The sequence below is a fragment of the Paenibacillus sp. YIM B09110 genome, from assembly GCF_037167145.1.
Taxonomy (GTDB): Bacteria; Bacillota; Bacilli; order Paenibacillales; family Paenibacillaceae; genus Pristimantibacillus.
The window spans coordinates 33269-47439 of the sequence record NZ_JBANSP010000015.1 but is presented as its reverse complement, the minus strand read 5'-3'; the positions used below and the strand labels follow the sequence as shown (position 1 = coordinate 47439).

General features: G+C 51.6%; 15 protein-coding genes. 8 read left to right on the top strand and 7 right to left on the bottom strand.

The window, feature by feature from the left end; all coding sequences use genetic code 11:
- Positions 1-65: 65 nt before the first annotated feature.
- The 7 genes from V8F51_RS20460 to V8F51_RS20430 all read left to right on the top strand — a co-directional run bounded on the left by V8F51_RS20460 (position 66) and on the right by V8F51_RS20430 (position 4534).
- Positions 66-587 (top strand): YwhD family protein, encoded by a 522-nt coding sequence (locus V8F51_RS20460; RefSeq protein ID WP_337102280.1) that lies wholly within the window; start codon positions 66-68, stop codon positions 585-587.
- A 148-nt stretch (positions 588-735) separates the two neighbouring features.
- Complete coding sequence (locus V8F51_RS20455) at positions 736-1320, top strand: RNA polymerase sigma factor (RefSeq protein ID WP_337102279.1); 585 nt, start codon at positions 736-738, stop codon at positions 1318-1320.
- A complete protein-coding gene (locus tag V8F51_RS20450; protein ID WP_337102277.1) occupies positions 1317-1874 on the top strand; it encodes a zf-HC2 domain-containing protein in 558 nt (185 codons plus the stop codon). Before V8F51_RS20455 ends, V8F51_RS20450 begins: the two co-directional genes overlap by 4 nt.
- Before the next feature lie 77 nt (positions 1875-1951).
- On the top strand, positions 1952-3157 hold the full coding sequence (locus V8F51_RS20445) for a hypothetical protein (RefSeq protein WP_337102276.1): 1206 nt from the start codon (positions 1952-1954) through the stop codon (positions 3155-3157).
- Complete coding sequence (locus tag V8F51_RS20440) at positions 3154-3834, top strand: hypothetical protein (protein ID WP_337102275.1); 681 nt, start codon at positions 3154-3156, stop codon at positions 3832-3834. Before V8F51_RS20445 ends, V8F51_RS20440 begins: the two co-directional genes overlap by 4 nt.
- A gap of 162 nt (positions 3835-3996) precedes the next feature.
- Positions 3997-4185 (top strand): hypothetical protein, encoded by a 189-nt coding sequence (locus V8F51_RS20435; RefSeq protein ID WP_337102274.1) that lies wholly within the window; start codon positions 3997-3999, stop codon positions 4183-4185.
- Positions 4186-4339: 154 nt separating this feature from the next.
- A complete protein-coding gene (locus tag V8F51_RS20430; protein WP_337102273.1) occupies positions 4340-4534 on the top strand; it encodes a hypothetical protein in 195 nt (64 codons plus the stop codon).
- 60 nt (positions 4535-4594) lie between these two features.
- Here V8F51_RS20430 and V8F51_RS20425 read toward each other — a convergent pair whose 3' ends face one another.
- The 7 genes from V8F51_RS20425 to V8F51_RS20395 all read right to left on the bottom strand — a co-directional run bounded on the left by V8F51_RS20425 (position 4595) and on the right by V8F51_RS20395 (position 12333).
- A complete protein-coding gene (locus tag V8F51_RS20425; RefSeq protein WP_337102271.1) occupies positions 4595-5065 on the bottom strand; it encodes a VOC family protein in 471 nt (156 codons plus the stop codon).
- 148 nt (positions 5066-5213) lie between these two features.
- On the bottom strand, positions 5214-5564 hold the full coding sequence (cyoD, locus tag V8F51_RS20420; RefSeq protein ID WP_442052006.1) for a cytochrome o ubiquinol oxidase subunit IV: 351 nt from the start codon (positions 5562-5564) through the stop codon (positions 5214-5216).
- 1 nt (position 5565) lies between these two features.
- Entirely contained in the window at positions 5566-6204 is a 639-nt protein-coding gene (gene cyoC / locus V8F51_RS20415) for a cytochrome o ubiquinol oxidase subunit III (RefSeq protein WP_337102270.1), read from the bottom strand.
- Positions 6204-8174: a cbb3-type cytochrome c oxidase subunit I gene (locus V8F51_RS20410; protein ID WP_337102269.1), complete on the bottom strand. Its 1971-nt coding sequence runs from the start codon at positions 8172-8174 to the stop codon at positions 6204-6206. Before V8F51_RS20410 ends, cyoC begins: the two co-directional genes overlap by 1 nt.
- 38 nt (positions 8175-8212) lie before the next feature.
- Entirely contained in the window at positions 8213-9193 is a 981-nt protein-coding gene (cyoA, locus tag V8F51_RS20405; protein ID WP_337102268.1) for a ubiquinol oxidase subunit II, read from the bottom strand.
- 297 nt (positions 9194-9490) lie between these two features.
- Positions 9491-9778, bottom strand: a complete 288-nt coding sequence (locus V8F51_RS20400; protein WP_337102267.1) for a hypothetical protein — start codon at positions 9776-9778, stop codon at positions 9491-9493.
- 536 nt (positions 9779-10314) lie between these two features.
- Entirely contained in the window at positions 10315-12333 is a 2019-nt protein-coding gene (locus V8F51_RS20395) for a transglycosylase domain-containing protein (protein WP_337102449.1), read from the bottom strand.
- Between the two features lie 426 nt (positions 12334-12759).
- On the opposite strand from V8F51_RS20395, the gene V8F51_RS20390 reads away from it, so the two are divergent.
- Entirely contained in the window at positions 12760-14124 is a 1365-nt protein-coding gene (locus tag V8F51_RS20390) for an FAD-dependent oxidoreductase (protein ID WP_337102266.1), read from the top strand.
- Positions 14125-14171 lie beyond the last annotated feature (47 nt).

Below are 14171 nucleotides of genomic sequence, written 5' to 3'. Positions count from 1 at the left end.
TGTTTGCTTTTCGAGGATTATTAGCTAAAATGTAATTATTGTACGGGGAAGGTGTGAATGCAGGGATGGATGATCAGAATCAGCAAGACCAGCCAGAGAAGAAAGAGAAGAAACAACTGTCGCTCAACGTTGTGAGCAACAAACAACATAAAGGTTTCGGAGCCGGATCCATCGATCTGAGCCAGGTATCCTGCATCATTATTGATAACGGAGAAGCCTATATCGATGTAGGCGCGATGCATGCGAAGAGCAAGATCGAGCGCGGCATTAAGTTTACGCCGAACCGGGAAGATACGCCGAACGGCCGCCAATGCTGGATCGTATGGGTAGCTGTGGATCGCAATGAAGAGGGCGCTTATTATGCAGGCGCTACGGCTTGCGAGATGTGGATCGATACGGAAGCGCGCCGCGGGTGGAAGATTCTCGCCGATCACGTCAATAAGCTGGATTATTCCTTGAAACGCCGGATCGTGCTTGGCGAGCTTGGCGAAGTGGAGAAGGCTGCCCTTCGCAAGCTGCTCGTGGAGCATAATGCGGAGTGGTGGAATCGTTCGACGGAAGAGCTCAAGCAAGCGCTTGAGGTGTAATTTCTAGTTGGTATAAGAACTATAATGGGGAGAACCTCACTGTTCGCAGAGATGAGCTTGACTGCGAATTGTGAGGTTTTCATCGTTATGTCTAAAAAAGTTTTTTCAAGATAGTGCAGGGTATAGGACAGTCTCTGTCGTCTATTGTATGGGGAAGGAGGAGAGCGACATTCAGGATACGGATTGGATCAAGGCGGTACAGAGCGGCGGGCCCGAGCATTATCGACCGTTCGTACAAGCTTATGGTTCGTATATATACAAAACCGTCTATGCCGTGCTGCATTCGCCGCATGATGCGGAGGATGTGACACAGGAAGTGCTCCTTCAAATCTATCGCTCCCTCCCGGAATGCCGATTAGACGGCTTGAAGACATGGATTACACGAATAGCAGTTAATCGCGCGATTGATTACAAGCGAAGCAGAGCAAGGAAACCCGAGGAGCTGTACGAGAGCGAGGCGAACCTGCGGACCGAGGAGCAGCTGCATGATGACAGCAATGTTCCTGCCGCGGAATCGATCGCGCTGGAACAAGAACATTTACGGCATATTCGTGAGCGGGTGGATGAACTGCCAGGAAATTATCGCGAGGTTGTCACCGCTTATTATATGGAAGACAAATCGTATGAGCAGATTGCAGTCGAAACCGGATTGGAGCGCAAGAGCGTCGAATCCAGGCTGTACCGAGCGCGAAGCTGGATGAAGAAGCATTGGCGAAGGGAGGATTTTGAATGAACAAGCACATAGCAAGCAGAGAAGGTGCAGATGGGACGGAGGAGCATGTAGCCGAACCTACGATGAAGAATTACGTGGAGCATCGTCTAACGGAGCAGGAACGCGAGCTCGTTGATGGGCATTTGGCTGAATGCGAACATTGCTTGCAGCGCTTTATGGATGCGGCCCAGGCCACGCAAGCAGAGAGTGAGCTGGTGCTGCCGAATATGGACATATTGGAGCAGCGAGTCATTGCGCAGCTCCATGCAGAGAGTGAAGCTGCAGCTGCGGTCAAGGCTGTTCAGTCATCACCTCGCCATGCTCGCCGCCGTTCTTGGCTGCAACATCCGGTCGCTCAATATACGATAGCGGCATCTATTACGCTGCTGCTTTTGGGTACAGGTGCATTCGCCGGTCTGTCCGACAAGCTGTCCAAGCTGGATCAGGAGGCCGTCGTTGGGCCTCCCCAAGCAACAGAGCAGTTGCCGTCGCTGCCTTCCGAATCATGGTCGGATCGTATGGTTGATCGCACGGGCTCTTGGCTGGATGGGATTCGAGAGAGCAGGTACAAGTAAGCAAGAGCGAATGTATGGCTTGGCTCGATGAAGATAGATACAAGGAAGTACCATGAACAGAGAGGTAGGAATTTAGAATGAATAAAAGCGCGTTAGCTGCATTCTGGCTGTCGTTTATACCGGGAGTGGGCCATGGCTACTTAGGTCGCCCTGTTCGGTTTGTGTTATATGGAGGATCTTTCTTTGGAACTATGTTTTTCATGTTCCTATTTGGCATAACGAACAATTTGGATGAGGAATTCGCTTTCTTTGGATTCTTTATTATGGCGATCAGCTGGTTTGTCAATATGCTCGATATGCTTATAACGCTGTTCTCGGGCCGAGTGAATGCCGGCTCGCCCGCAGCGCCTCCGATGCTTGGCTCGTATCCGGGGCAAGGAGGGGCAGAATCAAGCTTCAATCCGTATGATCAGGCTCAGGCGTATCATATGCAGCAGCAACAGCAGCAAGAGAAGACGAGGACGATTCTGCTGTCCTTCTTGCCTGGTCTTGGTCATATGAGTCTCGGCCTGATGCAGCGAGGTATTACGTTGCTCATTTCATTTATCGGATTGTTCGCGATTATCGTCTTCCTAAGCGTTGTAATGGGCAAGGCAGCGTTGCTTATCTTCCTACTAGGGCTTCCGATTATTTGGATCTACAGCTTGTTTGATGCGATTCAGCAGCTTCATGCGAAGCAGCGCGGAGAGCGTATGGAGGATCGCGCGGTGTTCGAGGAGCTTGAGGCGCATATCGCTTCGGGACGCAAAAGCAAGGTGCTGGCGATTGCGTTATCGATTTTCCCTGGAGCAGGCCATCTGTATCTCGGTCTTCAGAAGCGCGGTCTGCAATTGATGGGCGGCTTCCTGCTTACCGTCTACATTATGGACAATCTCAGATTGTCATTGTTCTTCTTCTTATTGCCCTTGTTCTGGTGTTTCGCATTCTTTGATGCACTGCAGCAGACGTCGCGCTACGAGCGTCAGACGCTTAGCGACGAGCCTGTATTGACGCAGCTTGTACCGTACCAACGCTGGTTCGGTTTTGCATTGCTTGGTTTCGGCGCGTATTACTTGCTTGACCGTGTAGCTGCGGAAGTGGCGTCGAGATATTCCAACGAAATTTACACCCAATACTTGCAACTGAAATATATGATTCCGACGGCGGTCGTTGCCTTCGTTATGATTATCGTCGGCATGCGGCTTGTGTTTGGCGGTAAAACCTATTCCGAGGGTCGGCATGAGACGATGGCACCGCCACCACCACCGCCAACTTTATCCAATAAAGAGGAGGACATGCAATGAATGCGTTAGATACGTTGAATCGTCCCCTTCCCGATGGAGGGATTCGTACTTGGCGAGTAGGCTCCCTGTCGATGGGTGTTACGCTCATGCTGATTGGCGCGGCGCTTGCCGCATCGCTTTGGCAGGACATTGAAGCCTATGAAATGCTGTTATGGGTTGCGCCGATCGTATTCATCTTGCTTGGCTTGGAGCTGCTATTATATTTGAAGTTTTCCGGAAGCGACCTTGCCATCGTCAGATATGATTGGATCAGCGTGTTCTTTGTAGGCCTTATTGGCACTGCAAGCCTCGGTCTTGCGCTGCTGATGTCTACTGGCCTATTCGATGAGCTGCAACGCGGCCTGCAAACGACGCAGCGATCGGTCTTCGTGAAGCCGCATTCGCTGCAAGTGCCGGATAACGTGAACAAAGTCATCGTGCAATCGATTGGCGGGGTTGTGCTTGGAGAGTCGGATACGCGCGAGGCGAAGCTATTCGGACAGATTCGCTATTGGTCTGCCGAACCGATAAGTGAACCGGACAAAGAGCTGATGCAGACGACAATTGTCGGCAATACGCTCTATATTATGATCGGCACGCTCGATCGCAGAGACGGCGGTCTCGTTACCGATACATACGACTCGCAGCTCACGCTCGTCCTGCCGAAGGGACTAGAGGTTGAGCATCGTGGTTACTAGTTGGTAGAGAGGCTTGGTTCATAGCCGCATTCGATTTAAACCATTTATTCCCTTTCGGACAGCATGCCGCGCCGCTACAATGGAGGCAAGGGAAGCGTGCCGAACAGCATTCCGGGCTGTCCCGGCAAAGCCCCGCATCTGTCTGTAAAGGGGTAATAGGCAATGGCCAAAACGAAAAGAGGCAAGGCGCTCTGGAATGATCCTACGCGTGGACGCGGTACTTGTCCGGCATGCAGCAGCACGAGAATCAAGCTGCTTTATTCGAGAACGACATCCGGCAATAAAGCGGTTAAAGTGTGCAAGAAATGCGCCAATGCACCGCAAGTGAAGATCGATGCCATTACGGTATAGCTTCGAATGAACTCGCATTCTCCCCAAGGAGTGCGAGTATTTTTTTTTCGGACGGTACGAAATAAGGAATATTTACGATTCTTTTATCCTAAACTCATAATAGATTCATAGTGAAGCGTTATCATTTAGACATTGAGCTGATGGAGGGATGGATATGAATGCTTCTTACGTCAACGAATGGCTGGACGAATACAACGATTATATGCGTCTTTATGGAATGTTCGGCGACCAAGCGTATAGGGATAGAGCCAAAGCAGCGCTTGACCATCTCCAAATGAGAGTGAATCGGGAAAAGCAGCTTCAACGCTTCATGTATAAAATGATGAACAGCAAGTCGCTGGCCAATTGATTGTGCTGAATGGATAATAAGGGCTGCCGTGCGCATAGGCAGCCCTTATTCGTTTATTCGTTAGGCCATGTGAAAGAGATGCGCTTTGATCTTCTCCGCTTCTTCCGGCGTTCGATGGATATGGACAACTTCGTTGACATCGAATTTGTTGCCGTCCGGATCGTAGAACACGAAGTTAATGCCGCAGTTGCCTCGATCCTCCAGCTCCGCCGTACGTACGCCGTTTTTCTGCAGACGGTCATACAGCTGCTCGATTTGCCTGACCTCGAACGTAAGTCTGAACATTTCATAACCTGTCTTATTAGGGAATTGGTTATCAATAACTCCGTCGGTTTCCACCAAGTGAAGCCACTGTCCATCGGAAAGCTTAAGAATGACTTGGAACTCGGCCGGATTGTATGGCACGGCATACGCCAGGCCGAAATTTCGTTGCCACCATTCCGCCGATCGCAACGGGTCTTTGACCGGTACATAGTTCGAACACACGCATTTTAATGCATTAAGAGGTTGCTGATTAGACGTTTCAGACATCTCGATCATCCCTTCTATGGTCACTGTCTTTTCATTTAATAAACGAAACCTGGAATGAAATCCAAACAGCAGTTGTAAAAAAAAAGAGAAGAGGCTGCACATAAGCGAACTTATGTGCAGCCTCTTCAATTGTGCCTATGCGCTGCTCTTAATGAGCAACGGTATTGTATGTCATAATCCAGATCGAACCTGCGACGATCGTAAGCAGGATGACTAGGCCGAAGATGAGCGCCATCAGATTGAAGCGCGGCTTCTCTTCATCGCGGATATGCATGAAGAAGAACAGCTGAACGGCGAATTGGAGCACCGCCATGATAAGGATAAGCAACGTTGTGCCGGACTTGCTCAGCAAGTCGTTCATGACGACGACAAGCGGGATGATCGTAAGCACGATCGAGAGCAAGAAGCCGATGACGTAGGACTTCATCGTGCCGCCATGCTCATGCGAGCCGTGCTCGCCGTTGCCATGCTGCACATCGTGCGCATTATGATTCGCCATCCTACATCACCCCCATCAAGTAAACGATTGTGAATACGAAGATCCATACGACGTCAAGGAAATGCCAGTACAAGCTGATAATGCCGACCTTGCGCTTCGTGACCGGCGTAATGCCGCGGCGTGACAGCTGCAGCATGAGCGCAACCATCCAGACGAGACCGACCGAGACGTGAAGTCCGTGCGTGCCGACAAGCGTGAAGAATGCCGACCAGTAGGCGCTAGTGCCGATATTCGCTCCCTCATGAACGAGATGAATGAACTCGGTAACCTCCAAGCCGATGAACGATGCGCCTAGAAGCGCTGTAATAGCGAGCCATAGAATAAGCCCGCGCTTGTTGCCTCGGTTCATCTCCAGCACGGCGATACCGCTCGTGAAGCTGCTCGTAAGCAGGATGAAGGTCGAGATAATGATGCCGTTCAGCTCGATCAGCTCGCCCGGCGTAGGTCCTGCTGCCGTATTGAAGCGCAGCACGACGAACGTCGCGAACAAGGTGCCGAACAAGATAACGTCTGTAATAAGAAACAGCCAGAAGCCGAACATTTTCATCGATTCTTGATCGTGATGGTCATGGCCGTGGTGCTCGTCATGGTGACCGCCGCCGCCATGGGCTCCCGCTGTTTTTGAAATCGCGTGTGCCATTATTTTGCCCCCCTTAGAGCAGCTTCCGTGCGCTCGATTTCATCGACAGGAATGTAATAGTCGGTGTCGTAGGTGAACGAACGGGCAAGCAAGCAGACTACGATGCCGATGAAGCCAGGTATCGCCATCCAGAGCCAATCCCAGACAAGGCCAAAGCCTAATACGAACCAGCAGACGGACATAATGAACGGAATGCCCGAGTTTTTCGGCATATGAATCGGTTCAAGCGGCGCAGGCGCCGGTTCAGGCTCGCCGGCAGCGCGGCGCTGCTTCGTTTCCCACCAGTCATCCTGGCTTTGTACTTGCGGTATTCTTGCAAAGTTATAGAGCGGCGCAGGCGATGGAATCGACCATTCGAGCGTTCTGCCGTCCCAGTTGTCGCCATTGTCGACTTTCTTAAAGAACTTAATGCTGTGCGCGATTTGCCATACTTGGAACAGGAACGCGATACCCATTAAGAAACCGCCGACAGTAGAGATGACGTTAAGCGGCTGCCAGCCCATATCGAAGTCGTACGTGTTGACGCGGCGCGTCATGCCCATGAGGCCAAGCGCGTATTGCGGCATGAAGCAGACATAGAAGCCGATGTTCCAGAACCAGAATGCCCATTTGCCGAGTCCCTCGTGAAGCTTGAACCCGAACATTTTCGGCCACCAATAGTATAGCCCTGCGAAGTAACCGAATACGACGCCGCCGATTAATACTTGGTGGAAGTGGGCGATCAGGAAGTAACTGTTGTGGAACTGGAAATCCGCAGGCGCTACGGACAGCAGCACCCCGGTCATGCCCCCGATAACGAAGCACGGTATGAATGCGACTGACCACATCATCGGCGTCGGGAAGCTTAGCTTGCCTCGATACATCGTGAATAGCCAGTTGAATACTTTGACCCCTGTCGGGATCGCGATCAGCATCGTCGTAACGGCGAAGAACGCATTGACGTTCGCGCCGGAGCCCATCGTGAAGAAGTGATGCGCCCACGTGAAGAACGAGAAGAAGCTGATCGACATAAGAGCGAATACCATCGACTTGTAGCCGAATAGCTTTTTCTTCGAGAACGCCGATACAACCTCGGAGAAAATACCGAATGCCGGCAAAATAACGATATATACTTCAGGATGTCCCCACATCCAGATGAGGTTGATGTACATCATCGGGTTGCCGCCGCCGTCGAGCGTGAAGAAATGCGCGCCGAGGTAACGGTCAATGAAGAGCAGGAACAGCGTTACGGTTAGAATCGGGAAAGCGAAAATAATCGTAATACACGAAGAAAGGACGGACCAGACGAACATTGGCATTTTCATCAATGTCATGCCTGGTGCGCGCATCTTCAGAATCGTAACGATAAAGTTGATGCCTGTTGCCAGCGAGCCGATACCGGAGATTTGAATACCCCAGATATAGAAGTCTTGGCCGAGTCCGGGACTGCCCGACAGCTCGGATAGCGGCGGATAAGCGAGCCAGCCCGCATCCGGCGAACCGCCGATGATGAATGATACGTTGAACAGCATTGCCCCGAAGAAGAACATCCAGAAGCTTAGGGAGTTCAGGAACGGGAATGCGACGTCGCGCGCGCCGATCAAGAGCGGAACGACGATATTGAATAAGCCGAACATAAGCGGCATGGCCATGAACAAGATCATAATAACGCCATGCGTCGTGAAAATTTGGTTATAGTGCTCGGCCTCTAAAAATTCGAGCTGCGGCGCAGCGAGCTGAAGCCGCATGAGCAGCGCATCGACGCCGCCGCGGAACAGCATGAGGATGGAGGCAATGATATACATGATGCCGATTTTCTTATGATCGACGCTCGTTAGCCATTCGGTCCAGAGCCAGCGCCATTTTTTGAAAAAGGTGAGTACAAATACGATCGCCACGACCGACAGTCCTATCGATACTTGCGCCCCTAGAATAAGCGGGTCGCCCGTAACGAAAAACTCGGATGCGAACTCTTTTATTTTGTCCAACATGAGGGGACCTCCTACATTAATGTAATTGTGCTTAGGGGTTAATGCCCCTCATGGTTCATATGTTCATGATCCATATCTGTGCTGTCAGCGTCATCGTTCGCATCTTTTGCGGATGCGGTATCCGTCTCGCTGTCTTCTGCAGCGGCACCGTGATGATGACCGCCCGCACTGCCTTCCTCTACGTACTGCGTAACAATCTTGTCGAACAAGCCTTCAGGGAAGCTGGAAAACAGCTGTGTCTCGGACGTGCTCGGCTCGGTGAGCTTCTCGAAGCCTTCCATTGTAAGCGCCGGAGCAGTGTTCTTCACTTCTTGCACCCATGCGTTGTAATCCTCTTCGGTCGTTGCATCGACTTTGAACGTCATTTGTGCAAAGTCTTTACCCGTAAAGTTGGCGCCGGTGCCGAAGTAGCTGCCTTGCTCGTCAGCTTGCAGGAACAAAGTCATCGCCATGCCCGACATGGAGTAGATCTGTCCGCCTAGCTGCGGAACCCAGAACGAGTTCATCGCCGTATCGGATGTAAGCTGGAAGCGTACAGGCACATCCTCTGGAATTTTTACATAGTTAATCGTTGCAATGTTCTCGTCCGGATATTTGAATAACCATTTCCAGTCGAGCGAAGTCACTTGAATCGTAATCGCTTCTTTCTCGGAAGCGATCGGTTTGGACGGCTCAAGCTTATACGTATAATTCACGGTTACAGCGGCTAGCGCGATAATAATGACAATCGGGATGCTCCACCAGACGACTTCGAGCTTCGTGCTGTGCTCCCAATTCGGTCTATACTTAGCCGTACTGCCTTTCTTATCGCGATACCGCCATACAATGATCGCCGTTAGGATCAGTACGGGTACGATAATGACCGCACATAGTATAGTGGATAAATAGATGAGGTCCTTCTGGGATTCCCCAATTGGCCCCTTCGGATCGAGTACAATGAACTGCTCGCCGCAGCCGGAGAGCGTGACGGCCATCAGCAACAAGAGTACAGGTGTCAGCATGCGAATAAACGGTCTCATAACGATTCAACTCCTCAAAATGACTGCTTACGCTTAAGATAGCAGATATGAAGCACAAATACTCCATGGTTAACAATTACGTCAACAATTCGTCTTTTTTCCGTAATAGAAAGTTCACCTGTTAGACACCAGTTACTTTTAACCAGCATGTAAGTGCTTTCAATTGGTTTTATAACGCAAAAGAGCCACTTCTTCGCAAGGAAGAAAGTGGCCCTCTGGCAAGCTCAACATAGGAAAGGGAGTTTCTCGCTCCGGTATTCTGGTTGTTAAGCTTCTAATTCATGTTGCTTATGGAGCTCAAACCTGCGGATCGTGATGATCCTTCGTCGTCTGATCTTGATTGAGACGCGCATGAACGAGTCCGATTGCCGTACCGATGACATAAATATGAACGCTGCCGATTAGAAATCCGATGCCGACCATAAGTCCGACATTTTGATCGCTGAAGTGGCTAAGATTAACGAGGCAGAGCAGAAAGCCGATACCGAGGATACCCCAGGCAATGGCAGTCATTGCTTTGACAAGACGTTTGACATCTGATTTAGTTGGCTGCGCGTGGCTGATTGATGCAGTTTTCGTCGTCATATTCAACACTCCCGAGTCATTGTAAGTGCTTACTTGCTTTTACTATACCACAATATGTCTGTGTTGTTCAAAGAAAATTCACTTTTTCATCATATTTCCGTCAAAAATAAACGAAGATCAGGGGTTAGCAGACTTGAAAACGCAAAAATGACCATCTGCACTTATCGAATAAACACGAAATATGGCGGTTGTATGACGTTGCCGTCCATATGTTGTAGGAGCGGGAGTATCTTAATTAGTTTATGCCGATAGTGCGATGCGTATGCCGGCGTTTTTGCAGTAGAGGTGGGATTGAAGGGCGAAGCAGAGAGAGAAAGCCGTATGAATGGGGAGCTGCGGGGTCGTTGCAGAATATGGGCTTCATGGGTCTATCTGTTGCATAAAGTGCAGCGGGATGGTCAATTGGAGGACGAGCGAATCGTTCTGTTGCAAAATATGCAACGAGACTATTCCTAACAAGACATATATTCATTAAAAACCCCTGATCGTGTTTCGATCAGGGGTTGAGCTAACTGTACTGCCAGCTGCACGCTAGCTTAATCCGTCCACCAACGCTTAAGGTCTTGCCACCACGATTGGCGTTTCGCCGCTCCAGCGCCGTCGTCCTTGCCTGTGCCGCCTTCTTGGCCAGCGGATGCAGGAGCTCCGCACACTTCCGTCGGCTCCGTGCCGCTAATGAACGTCTCCAGTCTGCGGGTCGGGCAAGTGTCGAGCGCCAGCTTGCCGCTCTCCGGTTCGATGTAGACGTTCACGACGCCCGCCGGGATCGGGAAGATCTTCGGCGGTACAGCAGCTAGCGACTGCTCCGTGAACCGGGCGAAGATCGGCGCAGCTAGATGCGCCTCAGCCACCGACAAGGTGCGATCCTTGTCATAACCGACCCATACCGCGGTCGCAAGCTCCGGCGTGTAGCCGACCAGCCATGCGTCGGCAGCCGTTGTTCCCGTCTTCCCGGCGACGGGACGCTTTATTATAGAAGAAACACGGTAGCCGGTGCCGCCTTCGTCGAAAACACTCTCCATTAGGCTGGTCATTACGTAAGCCTCGGCGGGCGATATCGCTTGCTGGCTCTGCTGCTTCGCTTCATATATAAGGTTGCCCTTGCGATCTTCAATTTTGATGATCGCGACCGGCTCGGTATGCACGCCCTCATTCGCAAACGTTCCGTAAGCCGAAGCCATCTCGAACGGACTAACGGGGAACGTTCCGAGCGCAAGGGAAGGCACGGGCTGCATGTTGCTCTTAATGCCGAGCTTCCTTGCCGTATCGATAACCTTGTCTGCCCCGACGGTCATGATGGTGTTAACAGCGTAGATATTATCTGATCCGGCGAGCGCCCGCCGCATGTCGATGAACTCATTCGCATATTTGTCGTTATAATTATGCGGCTCATACGTCTTGCGCCCTTCATCGAATGTGAAGATGGTCGGTTCGCTTTTGAACCGGGTCACCGGCGTCATATAACCGCTTTGCAGAGCGGTTAAGTACAGGAACGGCTTGAACGATGAACCGGGTTGACGGGTCTGCGCGAATACACGGTTGAACTGGTTAGTCTTATAATCACGTCCTCCGACCATCGCCTTAATGTAGCCGTTGCGCGGATCGATAGCGATGAGCGCCGCTTGCTGCTCGGATTTGGATGGCATCGTCTTCTTGATCGCATCCTCGGCTGCTGCTTGCGCTTCTGGATCGAGCGTCGTATAGATCGTTATGCCGCCTTCGTTCAGCAGATGCTCGTCGATCCCAAGCTTATCGATCGCGACCGAACGGATATAGTCACGGAAGTACGGGGCGAATCCTTCGCTCTGCCCGGCTTCAAGCGACTGGAAGTTCAATACTTCAGCATAGGCGCTGTCGGCCTGCTCCTTCGTAATCGCTCCGCCCTCCATCATCGCATGGAGAATGGCATGCTGCCGATCCTTCGCGTTTTTCATATCGAGAAACGGCGAATAGTATTTAGGTCCTTTCGGAATGCCTGCGAGCATGGCGCTTTCAGCGAGCGAAAGCTCCGAAGCATGCTTGTCGAAATACATTTTGGAAGCTGCCTCAATGCCGTAGGAGCCGTGACCGTAATAAATTTGGTTTAAGTACATGCCAAGAATCTCGTCCTTGGAATAGTTCATTTCGAGTTGCACCGTGTACATAGCTTCCTTCATCTTGCGCTGCCACGTACGTTCATGCGTCAGATACAAGTTCCGCGCGAGCTGCTGCGTCAGCGTGCTGGCGCCTTGTCGTGCGGACATGCTTTGCACATTGACCATGACGGCTCGCGCCATACCCTTCACGTCGAAGCCGCTATGGTCATAGAAACGCCGGTCCTCAATCGCGAGCGTCGCTTCGATTACGTAATGCGAAATATCCTCGAGCTTAACGGAGCGTCGATTTTCTCCCGCGTGGAACGTATCGATCACGTTGCCGTTCAGGTCGAGCATTTGCGACGTCTGACTGACGGTAGCCGCCGGCAGCGATTGCGTTCGCAAGAAAATAAGCAGACCGCAGGCAAGCACAGCGAAGATAGCGAACAGGACGGCGGAACGCTTCAGCCACTTTTTCATATGAACAATTTGAGGGAGAAATTTCTCGGTCAGTATCGGTATGGATGGCAAGCGTCGAGGCTTGATCGGTCGTTTGGAAGTCTTAGTCACGTAAGCGTACTCCCTTCAGCGAAAAGCTTCGCTTTTCCTTAGTATGGAAAAAGGGTGAGCCCCCTATTCACACACCGTACGTATTCGTATAAATATTTGTCAGATGCTCCAACCAGTGCTGCACACTGAAAACAGTGACAGCCTGGTTTATTTGTTGTGTCAGCACGCTTCCATCCACCTGTCCCTCGTAGGCAAGGTCAAAATAATACACGAAAACACGTATGAAACCTATACCGTCATGAAGGAACTCGGTTGCTACAATAAAAATATAGCAAGTAACCATGCGGTGCGATTCATGTGAACAGGGATGCGCAGGCCGAAAAGAGGATGATATACATGAAGAGTTATTTAATGAAACAAAGAGAAATATCGCTAGACGAGTCCTATGACGTCATCGTCGTCGGTGGCGGGCCGGCAGGCTGTACCGCTGCGACAGCCGCTGCTCGCGAAGGCGCGCGCACGTTGTTGATTGAAGGCACGGGCAGCCTTGGCGGCATGGGCACTTCCGGCCTTGTTCCGGCTTGGTGCCCATTCTCCGATAAGGAGAAGTTGGTATACCGGGGCCTTGCCGCCCGCGTCTTCGAGACCTTGAAGGCTCAGATGCCTCATGTCAGGCCGGAAGCGATGGACTGGGTTCCGATCGACCCAGAGAAGCTCAAAGTTGTGTATGACGATCTCGTCACAGAGGCAGGTGCAGACGTACTATTCCTGACCTCGCTCGCGCAAGTGGAGACGGATGCGGAAGGCAATATCACGGAGCTGGTCGTGTTGAACAAGAGTGGATTGCAGGCATTCCGTGCGGCGGTCTATATAGATTGCACAGGCGACGGCGATGTTGCGGCCTGGGCGGGCGCCGAGTACCACAAGGGAGACGAGATGACGGGCGATCTTCAGCCTGCCACGCATTGCTTCATCCTTGGCAATGTGGATGAGTATGCCTATTTGAATGGACAGCTTCTCTACGCAGGCAACCCGCGTAGCCCGATTCACGAAGTAGTCAGATCGGGAAATTATCCGTTGATCCCGGATACTCATATATGCAACAACCTCGTCGCGCCTCGCGCGGTCGGATTCAATGCCGGCCATCTCTGGGGCGTTGACAACACGGATTCGCAATCGGTTTCCCGTGCGCTGATTCAAGGCCGGCGCATGGCAGCGGCTTACCGGGACATGCTGGCTGTCGAGCATCCGGCTGGCTTCAGCAACGCCTACATTATGAGTACGGGGACGTTAATGGGCACTCGCGAATCACGCCGCATTACCGGTGACTATGTCCTCACGGTAGAAGATTACGTTGAACGCAGAAGCTTCGAGGATGAGATCTGCCGCAATAGCTATTTCATCGACGTGCACGGTACCGAGAAAGAACAGAAGAGTGGCAATACGCCTAGCATTGAACTGTACGGTCCGGGCGAATCGCACGGCATTCCCTACCGTTGTCTCACGCCACGCGGACTGCGAAACGTGCTCGTAGCCGGTCGTTCCATCTCCTGCGAGCGTAAGGTTCTTGGCAGTGTGCGTGTCATGCCTGTATGTCTGGCGATGGGCGAGGCAGCCGGTTTGGCAGCAGCGCTTGCAGTCTCGGGTAATCAGGGGGATGTTCATGCGGTTGACGTAAGTGTTCTGAGAGATCGTCTGCGTGAAGAAGGTGCTTTTCTGCCAGCGTTTCCGGCTGAGGCGGCCTCATCTTCCAATGCTTAAGCCGAAACTTGAGCTGTTTTGAAATGCTGTCACGATTACATTTGCTT

Coding starts and splice junctions, on each gene's coding strand:
- V8F51_RS20445 (WP_337102276.1), top strand. CDS start 1,952: ATGAATAAAAGCGCGTTAGCTGCATTCTGGCTGTCGTTTATACCGGGA.
- V8F51_RS20390 (WP_337102266.1), top strand. CDS start 12,760: ATGAAGAGTTATTTAATGAAACAAAGAGAAATATCGCTAGACGAGTCC.
- V8F51_RS20430 (WP_337102273.1), top strand. CDS start 4,340: ATGAATGCTTCTTACGTCAACGAATGGCTGGACGAATACAACGATTAT.
- V8F51_RS20395 (WP_337102449.1), bottom strand. CDS start 12,333: ATGAAAAAGTGGCTGAAGCGTTCCGCCGTCCTGTTCGCTATCTTCGCT.
- V8F51_RS20455 (WP_337102279.1), top strand. CDS start 736: ATGGGGAAGGAGGAGAGCGACATTCAGGATACGGATTGGATCAAGGCG.
- V8F51_RS20435 (WP_337102274.1), top strand. CDS start 3,997: ATGGCCAAAACGAAAAGAGGCAAGGCGCTCTGGAATGATCCTACGCGT.
- V8F51_RS20440 (WP_337102275.1), top strand. CDS start 3,154: ATGAATGCGTTAGATACGTTGAATCGTCCCCTTCCCGATGGAGGGATT.
- V8F51_RS20425 (WP_337102271.1), bottom strand. CDS start 5,065: ATGTCTGAAACGTCTAATCAGCAACCTCTTAATGCATTAAAATGCGTG.
- cyoC (WP_337102270.1), bottom strand. CDS start 6,204: ATGGCACACGCGATTTCAAAAACAGCGGGAGCCCATGGCGGCGGCGGT.
- cyoD (WP_442052006.1), bottom strand. CDS start 5,564: ATGGCGAATCATAATGCGCACGATGTGCAGCATGGCAACGGCGAGCAC.
- V8F51_RS20450 (WP_337102277.1), top strand. CDS start 1,317: ATGAACAAGCACATAGCAAGCAGAGAAGGTGCAGATGGGACGGAGGAG.
- V8F51_RS20400 (WP_337102267.1), bottom strand. CDS start 9,778: ATGACGACGAAAACTGCATCAATCAGCCACGCGCAGCCAACTAAATCA.
- V8F51_RS20410 (WP_337102269.1), bottom strand. CDS start 8,174: ATGTTGGACAAAATAAAAGAGTTCGCATCCGAGTTTTTCGTTACGGGC.
- V8F51_RS20460 (WP_337102280.1), top strand. CDS start 66: ATGGATGATCAGAATCAGCAAGACCAGCCAGAGAAGAAAGAGAAGAAA.
- cyoA (WP_337102268.1), bottom strand. CDS start 9,193: ATGAGACCGTTTATTCGCATGCTGACACCTGTACTCTTGTTGCTGATG.